Below are 7,418 nucleotides of genomic sequence, written 5' to 3' on the forward strand. Positions count from 1 at the left end.
TCAATGGGTTAATTTCTTAGAGTATCTTTTAATTCCAATGATTGTCACACCCCAACTATTTTTGAACAGTTCTATGGACTTGCGGCATAAACTCGCCCAAAATAACTCCGTTCGTGGTCTAAATTTATTTTTGCGACAGAACCAGTAGCGAGACATATAGACAAGAATATGTTGCATCACAGGAGCAAGCAGAACTTATAGGAAGTGAAAATGTTGTTGCTATTAGTAAAGAATTTTATGATAAAGAACCAAACAGTTCACCAACAATACAAAAAAGATTACTGCAAGCTATGAGAGAAGATTTAAACTCTATCCGTAAATTTTGACACGAATGGGGGCACTACCCCATCTAATGAGCTTATTGAACGAAGAGGCATTAGTATTAGCATGAACATAACCCAACTAACTATTCCTGATGTAATTGTACTTGAACCCAAAGTGGTTGGTGATGACAGAGGCTTTTTTTAGAAAGTTTCAATCAACGACATTTTGAAGAAGCAATAGGCCGTTCGGTATGTTTTGTACAGGACAATCATTCTCGTTCATTGAAAAACGTAGTGCGCGGATTACATTATCAAATTAAACAGCCTCAAGGTAAACTAATACGTGTTGTCTCTGGTGCTGTTTTTGATATGGCTGTTGATCTACGCCAAAATTCTCCTACATTTGGTCAATGGGTAGGCGAAAATTTATCCTCTGATAACTTTAAACAACTTTGGATTCCAGAAGGCTTCGCGCACGGATTTTTTGTGTTGTCAGAGACAGCTGAACTGCTTTACAAAACAACTGATTTTTGGTCCCCAGACGATGAACAATGCATCATTTGGGATGATCCAGTTTTAGGCATTGATTGGCCAACTAAGAGTTCGCCTTTCTTATCATTAAAAGATAAGAAAGGTCTGCCCTTTAATCAGGCTAGAGTATTTACATCATGAACGACTTTAGTTCTACTCCATGTGAGATGATTGCAAGTTTTTGGCGAAATCGCGTATTAATTACAACATTAATTAAACGAGATGTGCTCAGCCGTTATCGTGGATCTATGTTAGGGCTGCTTTGGTCGTTTTTTCAGCCTATTTTAATGCTGGCTATTTACACTTTTGTTTTTAGCGTTGTATTTAAAGCCCGATGGAATGTTGGCAGCGATTCTAAAACAGAATTTGCCCTTGTTTTATTTTCAGGCCTTATTGTCTTTAATTTATTCTCAGAGTGTATTTCTCGCTCGCCAACATTGATTATCTCTCATGCTAATTATGTTAAAAAAGTCGTGTTTCCTTTAGAGATTTTACCATGGGTTTCTCTTGGAAGCGCTTTATTTCAAATGCTAATGAGTTTGTTTGTCTGGTGTTTATTTTATATGATATTTTTTGGGTTACCACATACGACATTATTGCTTTTCCCTTTAATTATATTACCTATTGTTTTAATCAACATGGGATTGAGTTGGGCATTAGCATCACTTGGTGTTTATTTGCGAGATGTAGGTCAACTGATTGGAATAATTATTACTATACTATTGTTTCTTTCCCCTATTTTTTATCCAGTTACCTCACTTCCAGTTGAGTATCGATCAGTTTTAAGATTTAATCCATTAACTCCAATTATAGAAAACGTAAGAGACATTTTATATTGGGGGACCGTACCACAAATTAAGATTTATTTTATTTACACTTTATTTTCAATACTATTAGCATGGTTAGGTTTTGCTTGGTTTCAAAAAACACGTAAGGGGTTTGCTGATGTCCTCTGAAACTTCGATTACAGTAAAAAATATAAGCAAATGTTTTCATATATATGAACGGCCACAACATAGATTATTACAAATGTTATGGCGTGGACGAAAACAATTTGGCCGTGAGTTTTGGGCAGTGGATGACGTTTCATTTGAAATTAAAAAAGGTGAGACATTCGGCATTATTGGCCGAAATGGAAGTGGGAAATCTACGCTCTTACAAATGATTTGCGGTGTTTTAAATCCAACAAGTGGCAAAGTTACTACCCATGGTCGAATTGCAGCACTTCTTGAGTTGGGTTCTGGTTTTAATCCAGAGTTTACAGGACGCGAAAATATCTACATGAATGCATCTATCCTAGGATTGAAAACTGAAGAAATCGATAATCGTTTTGATGATATAGTGGCATTTGCAGATATAGGCGAATTCATTGAACAGCCTGTAAAGATATATTCAAACGGGATGTTTGTGAGGCTTGCTTTTGCAGTGATTGCTCATGTTGATGCCGATATTTTAGTTATCGATGAAGCCCTTGCTGTAGGTGATGCTGTTTTTACACAGAAGTGTATGCACTTTATTCGTCGCTTCAAGGAAAAAGGTACTCTAGTACTTGTAAGTCACGATATGTCATCTGTTTCAAACCTTTGCCAAAATGCAGCTTGGCTTGATAAAGGGAAAATTAAGATGATTAATAAGTCGACAATTGTTGCACAAAACTATCTTCAGGATACTTTGCAAAGTGTTTATGGTAATGAAGTGGACTTACAAACACTTGATAATTCATCGACTATAAATAGCATTTCAGGTGATTGTGGCGAGTTAACACTATCTGATCCAGAAGCTAAATCTATGTTCGACTACAGCTCCACTTATACCATCACAAATAACCTCGAAACCGCAAAAGGATTTAAAACAGGTAAATCAGAATTAACTAGTATTGAAATTGAAAATTTAACTAATCCAGGTGAAACATTATTAAAGGGAGGTGAACGTGTGCGCGTTTCAGTTCGAGCTCGCGCTAATCAATCACTTGACAGGCCAATCCTTGGTTTTGTTTTTCATGATCGCTTAGGACAAGCTCTTTTTGGAGAAAATACACTTCCTTTTACAGACAAATTTCCCATGCAAGTTGCAGCAGGCCAATCCTTTTGGGCTGATTTTACTTTTCGCTTACCGATGCTGCCTAATGGTGAGTATGTTGTTTTTAGTTCTGTTGCGGAGGGCGAGCTATATGAAAATACTCAACATCATTTATTACATGACGCCCTTACTGTCAAAGTTTCTTCAAGTAAGGTTCGCTGGGGACTTGTTGGCATTCCATTCGAGCAAGTTGAAATGAAGGTGTGTTTATGAATCAACTTAACTATTTTTATCAAAACCACAAAGGCAAACTAACTGATCGCTGGATGTCTTATATAAACCAATATGAGCGACTTTTTAGCCCACTACGTAGTCATTCGATTTGTCTGTTAGAAATTGGTATACAAAATGGTGGCTCACTGGATATTTGGGGTAAGTATTTCTCCCACGCGAGTCATCTTGTTGGCTGTGATATTAATCCTCAGTGTCTTAACTTACAATATGAAGACCCCCGGATAAAAGTTCTTATAGGAGATGCTTCTACGAAGGAAACAGAGCTGAAAATAGATAAAATATCCAATGTATGGGATATTGTTATAGATGACGGTTCACATCTTTCTCGTCATATCATCGATTCTTTTGCACGGTTTTTCCCAAAGATCTCGGACGGAGGACTATATATTGCTGAAGATTTACATTGTAGTTATTGGCAGGAGTTTGAAGGTGGTCTTGCCGATCCATATTCGTCGATGGCTTTTTTTAAACGTTTAGCCGATCTTGTTAACTTTGAGCATTGGGGGACAACACTTGACCGTAAAACATATCTTTCTGCCTTTCAAGCTTATTATGGTTGCAGCAGTATTGATGAAAGCGCTTTGGAGCAAGTGCATTCTGTAGAGTTTGTTAATTCTCAGTGCATTGTACGCAAACGAGCATTGAAAGAGAACATACTGGGAACGAGAGTTGTGGTAGGTTTGCATGAGTCAGTGACAAGTGGTTTATTACAATATAATAAAACCGTGATTACACCCTTGGATCAAACTGGACGGCCTTGGTCTGAGAGTCGGCTCTTTAATGTGACAGACATAGATAAGTATGCTGTCAGATTCTGTGCAAGTGAGCTAAGAGCAAATGATGCATATGCACGCGCAGAAGCTAATTCTCTGCGTATTGTTGAGCTTGAGCACTGCATCAACGAGCTTAAAGATAATTTGACTAGCATGGAGAAGAAAAAAAATGCTGCACATGCAGAGGCCGAAGTTAATTCTGAGCAGATAACGACACTTCAAAAAATAATTAGCCTTCGTGATAATCAAATTACTGCACTCATGGCTGCTCAAAGCACTTCAGTGGCACAACTAGCGAGAATAATAGCTCGAGTTGCTAATAGGCTTTTACCTAAAGACTCATTTCGTCGTAGGATATCTGTTCGAGGGTTGGCAATCGTAAAATTATTTCATCGACATGGAACTTTAGGTGCGCTCCGAGTCATTCGTAACACTAGATACCGAAAGTCTAAAGGCCGGAGTTCTACCCGGAGTACGGTATGTGAGGCAACAAGCATTGCTGAACCGCCTGAGTTTGCGGCTTGGATCAACGCAAACGAGCCTACATTAGAAAAACTCCAGTACCAACGTGAAGCATCCCAACAATACCAACCAGAGTCACCATTGTTTAGTGTGATTCTTCCTGTTTATAAGATTCCGGGTGAAATACTCGCTGCAGCTATAAGTTCAGTTCAGCAACAGACTTGGCTTAACTGGGAATTATGCATTACTTATGCTGACCAAGAAAATGAAGAAAATTGGACAATGATTAAACAGCTTGCCTCCTGCGATCCTCGCTTACGTATTAAACGATTAACTACAAATGGCGGTATATCTCGAAATTCGAATGCAGCACTTGAGTTTGCGCGAGGTGAATTTATTGCATTGCTTGATCACGATGATGAGCTGACTTTGTGGGCTTTACATGATATGGCTGTTGCCATTGAACAACATCCAGAAATAGACTTTCTTTACTCTGATAAAGACCTCATCAATGCAAATGGTTCTCTTCGTTTGAATCCTCTGTTTAAGCCGCAGTGGAGTCCCGAGATGATGTATTCAGTTAATTATCTTACGCATTTTAATGTGATGCGTAGGACGATCATCAATACGATTGGTGGCTGGAATCCAGACACAGACGGAGCACAAGACTGGGACATATTCTTGCGTGTTGCTGAGTTAAGTCGGCGTGTTGAGCATGTGCCGGCCATCCATTATCATTGGCGCATCATACCAGGGTCAACTGCAACAGGCAGTGATGCTAAGCCTTATGCGCCTGCAGGTCAATTACGAGCGTTAGAAAGGAAAATAACGCGTCTTGGCTTGAATGCCACTGTTATGCCCCATCCAGATTCTGGCTTTAAACTTATTTTCCATAGGAGTTTGCAACCTTCCGTAGATCTAATTTTGTATAGCGAATTTGATAGCGACCCAATGATTTTAATCAACGAGGCAGTACTGCAATTAGGTGTGGAGCTCGCTAGCGTAACGGTTTTGATCAGTTGTGAAAAAAGCAAGTCGCTTCCCACCACACTCCCTGGTGGAATCCCGCTACACGTGTTACAAGCTCAATCTAATCACAGTTTGTCAGTTGCTGAGGCTATTTTAATTGGAACTGCTCCGGCCGTACTTTTAATGGATTATTGCGTTTCAGGTTTATCACCTGATTCGCTGCAAGATTTGACGGGATGGGTGCTTAAACATCCAGAGATAGGGTTTACAACGCCATTGATTTTGTTGAACAATGAAACTGTTGTTGAAGCTGGTCGTGTTGTTGGCGATGGCTACCAAAGCCAACCGCTGTTTCAGGGGATGCCTTTACGTCAATGGGGACCTATTGGGGGACCTCTTTGGTATCGTAATGTTTCTGCAGGCTCGGCAAGAGCAATAGCATTTAAGCGTACTGAGTGCAATTTAGGGTTATACGCATCATTACCAATAGACGAAGCCGTAGTCGCTTGTTGCGCAGAAATACTTACTAAAGGTTTCCGTGGATTGGTATCGCCGCATGCGCGAATTCAAGTTGATGAGATGCTATTATCGAACAACTCAAACTGGAATGAATCCATGCGCCATGATCCTTACTTTCATCCCAGCATTTGGCTCAGTAGTACCTTTAGATTTTGATGAGAGGAATCGAATCGATGAAGCGTATAATTAAAAATCAGGTTAAAAGTATGTTGCACAAGGTAGGGCTTGTTCCACGTTCCTCTGCAATACGGTCTGCTGTCGGTCAGTACTCTTCCGATGCTCTTGCGTTGGCGCAGTGGGTAGATTGTGACAGTGCAGCACTAGCAAGTGTCCAGCAGCACGCAGATAGACTGGAAGATTCAATTGCTCATCGTAGCTGTAATTGGTACTTACCACCATTTGATAATCCGTTTTATGGTGGAATAATGACGATACTGCGCCTGGCTGCTTACCTTCAAGACTCTCAAGGAGTGCGTCAACGAGTTCTAATCTGCGGTGCCTGTGATCCAATATTTATTGCTAAAAAAATAGAACAGGCATTTCCGACGTTAACTGGTGTTGATGTAATATCTCTTGACTCACCTAAAGCCATTAAGGCCATTCCGGCCTCAGATTATTCGGTAGCAACACTTTGGACTACCGCGTATACACTGCTTAAAGTCTGCAATACTGGCTACAAATTCTATATGATACAGGATTTCGAGCCGTTGTTTTATCCAGCCGGAAGCACTTATGCACAAGCAGAATTAACCTACAGATTTGGTTTTTATGGGATTGCTAATACAAAATCTTTAAGCGATATCTATCAAAATGAATATGGTGGACGTTCAGTAATTCTTAAACCATGTATTGATACTGACATATTTTATCCTGGCCCTGAACTATCGACAAATGGACAATTACGACTTTTTTACTATGCAAGGCCAGCCGTTCCACGTAACTGTTTTGAATTAGCTGCTTCAGCCCTTATTTTAGTTAAAAAACATATGGGCGATCGAGTTGAGATTATATGTGCCGGACAAGATTGGAGTCCATCTGACTATGGACTTCATAATGTAGTCAATGCTATCGGGATGCTTCCATATAGATCAACTGGAGATTTATATCGTAGTTGCCATGTTGGTTTAGCAATGATGATGACTCGTCACCCATCCTATTTACCGTTTGAAATGATGGGCTGTGGTACTTTAGTGGTTGCTAATCAAAATCCTGCTAACAGTTGGTTTCTCAAGGACGACGAAAACTGCTTGCTATCAGAACCAACAGCATCATGTTTGGCCGATACACTTATCCGTGCGCTAGAGGGATGGAGTGACTACAAGCACATTCGTTATAATGCGATTCAGCAAATAAGCAGTTCATATTCAGATTGGCAGAAGACAATGTGCGAAGTTGCCGCCTTTATGCACGATCCTGGGAAGCAGAGAGGGCCTTGACGTAATAGGTCACTGGGGGTTATCAAAGACCAAAGATTTTCTCTCTGAGAAATGATCACTCAAAATCAGCGAGCAGACATCAAAGGCACTTTTAGCTGGCTCCGTTGCAAAAACGAATTAACATAAAAAATCTTAAATTTTGGAACGGATCT

5 protein-coding genes are annotated in these 7,418 nt (G+C 39.9%); all 5 read left to right on the forward strand.

Translation table 11 applies throughout. The annotated features are described in order from the left end of the window. Positions 1–500 precede the first annotated feature (500 nt). From rfbC to QM652_RS13575, 5 genes are read left to right on the forward strand one after another with little or no spacing between them, the layout of a single operon-like run. Positions 501–935: a dTDP-4-dehydrorhamnose 3,5-epimerase gene (gene rfbC, locus QM652_RS13555; RefSeq protein WP_415076695.1), complete on the forward strand. Its 435-nt coding sequence runs from the start codon at positions 501–503 to the stop codon at positions 933–935. Further along, positions 932–1,750 (forward strand): ABC transporter permease, encoded by an 819-nt coding sequence (locus QM652_RS13560; RefSeq protein ID WP_415076687.1) that lies wholly within the window; start codon positions 932–934, stop codon positions 1,748–1,750. Before rfbC ends, QM652_RS13560 begins: the two co-directional genes overlap by 4 nt. Continuing rightward, entirely contained in the window at positions 1,740–3,086 is a 1,347-nt protein-coding gene (locus tag QM652_RS13565) for an ABC transporter ATP-binding protein (protein ID WP_415076689.1), read from the forward strand. Before QM652_RS13560 ends, QM652_RS13565 begins: the two co-directional genes overlap by 11 nt. Next, the gene (locus QM652_RS13570) at positions 3,083–5,986 is read left to right on the forward strand and encodes a glycosyltransferase (RefSeq protein ID WP_415076691.1); all 2,904 of its coding nucleotides are present in this window, start codon (positions 3,083–3,085) and stop codon (positions 5,984–5,986) included. Before QM652_RS13565 ends, QM652_RS13570 begins: the two co-directional genes overlap by 4 nt. A 17-nt stretch (positions 5,987–6,003) precedes the next feature. Further along, a complete protein-coding gene (locus QM652_RS13575) occupies positions 6,004–7,266 on the forward strand; it encodes a hypothetical protein (protein WP_415076693.1) in 1,263 nt (420 codons plus the stop codon). Positions 7,267–7,418: the final 152 nt, after the last annotated feature.

This window comes from Legionella sp. (assembly GCF_047605385.1).
GTDB lineage: Bacteria > Pseudomonadota > Gammaproteobacteria > Legionellales > Legionellaceae > Legionella.

Coding starts and splice junctions, on each gene's coding strand:
- QM652_RS13560 (WP_415076687.1), top strand. CDS start 932: ATGAACGACTTTAGTTCTACTCCATGTGAGATGATTGCAAGTTTTTGG.
- QM652_RS13565 (WP_415076689.1), top strand. CDS start 1,740: ATGTCCTCTGAAACTTCGATTACAGTAAAAAATATAAGCAAATGTTTT.
- QM652_RS13570 (WP_415076691.1), top strand. CDS start 3,083: ATGAATCAACTTAACTATTTTTATCAAAACCACAAAGGCAAACTAACT.
- QM652_RS13575 (WP_415076693.1), top strand. CDS start 6,004: ATGAAGCGTATAATTAAAAATCAGGTTAAAAGTATGTTGCACAAGGTA.